A 3,374-nucleotide genomic window follows, 5' to 3' on the forward strand; every position below is an offset into this window, starting at 1 on the left:
GGGGTTGTGGGTTGGTCGTTTGTTGAGAATTGCACAGTGGACGCGAGCATCTTTGTGGTCAAGTTGTCAAGGGCGAACGGTGGATGCCTTGGCACCAGGAGCCGATGAAGGACGTGGGAGGCCGCGATAGGCCTGGGGGAGCTGTCAACCAAGCTGTGATCCCAGGGTGTCCGAATGGGGAAACCTGGCTGGAGTCATGTCCAGTCACCCACACCTGAACACATAGGGTGTGTGGGGGGAACGCGGGGAAGTGAAACATCTCAGTACCCGTAGGAAGAGAAAACAAATAGTGATTCCGTGAGTAGTGGCGAGCGAAAGCGGATTGAGGCTAAACCGGCTGCGTGTGATACCTGTCAGGGGTTGCGTGGTTGGGGTTGTGGGACCCTGCTGAATGAGCTGACACTTGTTCGAGAAGTTACAAAGCCAGTTGCTAGCCGAACAGTCTGGAAAGGCTGACCGTAGGCGGTGAGAGTCCGGTAGGTGAAAGTGGCTGGTCTTCTGTGGGTGTTCCCGAGTAGCGGCGGACCCCTGTAATCTGCCGTGAATCTGCCAGGACCACCTGGTAAGCCTAAATACTTCCTGGTGACCGATAGCGGACGAGTACCGTGAGGGAATGGTGAAAAGTACCCCGGGAGGGGAGTGAAATAGTACCTGAAACCGTTCGCCTACAATCCGTCGGAGCCTTGCGGGGTGACGGCGTGCCTTTTGAAGAATGAGCCTGCGAGTTAGTGGCATGTGGCGAGGTTAACCCGTGTGGGGGAGCCGTAGCGAAAGCGAGTCTGAATAGGGCGATTCAGTCGCGTGTCCTAGACCCGAAGCGGAGTGATCTAGCCATGGGCAGGCTGAAGCGCGGGTAAGACCGCGTGGAGGGCCGAACCCACCAACGTTGAAAAGTTGGGGGATGACCTGTGGTTAGGGGTGAAAGGCCAATCAAACTCCGTGATAGCTGGTTCTCCCCGAAATGCATTTAGGTGCAGCGTCGCGTGTTTCTTGCCGGAGGTAGAGCACTGGATGGTCTAGGGGGCCCACAAGCTTACCGAAATCAGCCAAACTCCGAATGCCGGTAAGTGAGAGCGCGGCAGTGAGACTGCGGGGGATAAGCTTCGTAGTCGAGAGGGAAACAGCCCAGATCACCAGCTAAGGCCCCTAAGCGTGTGCTAAGTGGAAAAGGATGTGGGGTCGCATAGACAACCAGGAGGTTGGCTTAGAAGCAGCCACCCTTTAAAGAGTGCGTAATAGCTCACTGGTCAAGTGGTTCCGCGCCGACAATGTAGCGGGGCTCAAGCACACCGCCGAAGCTGTGGCATTCACATTTTTACCACGCAACGCCTTGATGTGTTGTGCAGGTGTGTGGATGGGTAGGGGAGCGTCGTGCCGGGGGTGAAGCAGCGGGGTGACCCAGTTGTGGACGCGGCACGAGTGAGAATGCAGGCATGAGTAGCGAAAGAAGGGTGAGAAACCCTTCCGCCGGATGACCAAGGGTTCCAGGGCCAGGCTAATCCGCCCTGGGTGAGTCGGGACCTAAGGCGAGGCCGAGAGGCGTAGTCGATGGACAACGGGTTGATATTCCCGTACCCGCGAAAGAGCGTCCCTGATGAACCTCGTTGTGCTAACCACCCAAACTAGCCAAGACCTTCGGGTTGAGGTTGGGGAGCGTGGGAACCTGGCGGGTAGTAGTCAAGCGATGGGGTGACGCAGGAAGGTAGCTGAGCCCGGCCGGTGGTTGTGCCGGGGTAAGCGTGTAGGCCGGTGTGTAGGCAAATCCGCACATCATGAAGGCTGAGACGTGATGCCGAGCCGATTCAGGTGAAGTCAGTGATCCTATGCTGCCGAGAAAAGCCTCTAGCGAGTTCTTAGCGGCCCGTACCCCAAACCGACACAGGTGGTCAGGTAGAGAATACCGAGGCGATCGGGCGAACTGTGGTTAAGGAACTCGGCAAATTGCCCCCGTAACTTAGGGAGAAGGGGGGCCGGAGACGTGAAGCCCCGCGCGGGTGGAGCGTTGTATGGCCGCAGAGAGCAGGGGGAAGCGACTGTTTACTAAAAACACAGGTCCATGCGAAGAAGTAATTCGATGTATATGGACTGACGCCTGCCCGGTGCTGGAACGTTAAGGGGACCTGTTAGCTCTTCGGGGCGAAGCGGAGAACTTAAGCGCCAGTAAACGGCGGTGGTAACTATAACCATCCTAAGGTAGCGAAATTCCTTGTCGGGTAAGTTCCGACCTGCACGAATGGCGTAACGACTTCCCCACTGTCTCAACCACAGGCCCGGCGAAATTGCATTACGAGTAAAGATGCTCGTTACGCGCGGCAGGACGGAAAGACCCCGGGACCTTTACTATAGCTTGACATTGGTATCCGAATTAGCTTGTGTAGGATAGGTGGGAGCCGGTGAAACCTATACGCCAGTATGGGTGGAGGCAATCTTGAAATACCACTCTGGTTGATTTGGGTATCTAACTTCGGACCGTTATCCGGTTCAGGGACAGTGTCTGGTGGGTAGTTTAACTGGGGCGGTTGCCTCCTAAAGGGTAACGGAGGCGCCCAAAGGTTCCCTCAGCCTGGTTGGCAATCAGGTGTTGAGTGCAAGTACACAAGGGAGCTTGACTGTGAGACTGACAGGTCGAGCAGGGACGAAAGTCGGGACTAGTGATCCGGCACTTGCGAGTGGAAGCGGTGTCGCTCAACGGATAAAAGGTACCCCGGGGATAACAGGCTGATCTTCCCCAAGAGTCCATATCGACGGGATGGTTTGGCACCTCGATGTCGGCTCGTCGCATCCTGGGGCTGTAGCAGGTCCCAAGGGTTGGGCTGTTCGCCCATTAAAGCGGTACGCGAGCTGGGTTTAGAACGTCGTGAGACAGTTCGGTCCCTATCCGCCGTGCGCGTAGGATACTTGAGAAGGGCTGTCCCTAGTACGAGAGGACCGGGACGGACGAACCTCTGGTGTGCCAGTTGTCCCGCCAGGGGCACGGCTGGTTAGCTACGTTCGGAAGGGATAACCGCTGAAAGCATCTAAGCGGGAAGCTCGCTTCAAGATGAGGTATCCCACCCCACCTTGGTGGGGGTAAGGCCCCCAGCTAGACGACTGGGTTGATAGGCCGGAAATGTAAGCCCGGTAACGGGTTCAGTTGACCGGTACTAATAGGCCGAGGACTTGACTACTAAGCTGCTACGCGTCCACTGTGCAACTCACAGCAAACGAACAACAGACCACGTTTGTGTGTGGTGTTGTTTGATATGTTGATAGAGTTACGGCGGTCATGGCGGAGGGGAAACGCCCGGTTACATTCCGAACCCGGAAGCTAAGCCCTCCAGCGCCGATGGTACTGCACTCGGGAGGGTGTGGGAGAGTAGGACACCGCCGGACAA

2 rRNA genes are annotated in these 3,374 nt (G+C 56.7%); both read left to right on the forward strand.

The window, feature by feature from the left end:
- Window positions 1-56 precede the first annotated feature (56 nt).
- A 23S ribosomal RNA gene (locus EV374_RS32285) occupies window positions 57-3,167 on the forward strand.
- Between the two features lie 88 nt (window positions 3,168-3,255).
- Window positions 3,256-3,372: ribosomal RNA gene (rrf, locus tag EV374_RS32290) — 5S ribosomal RNA — on the forward strand.
- The last annotated feature ends 2 nt before the right edge of the window (window positions 3,373-3,374 follow it).

It is taken from the genome of Micromonospora sp. CNZ303 (assembly GCF_004345505.1).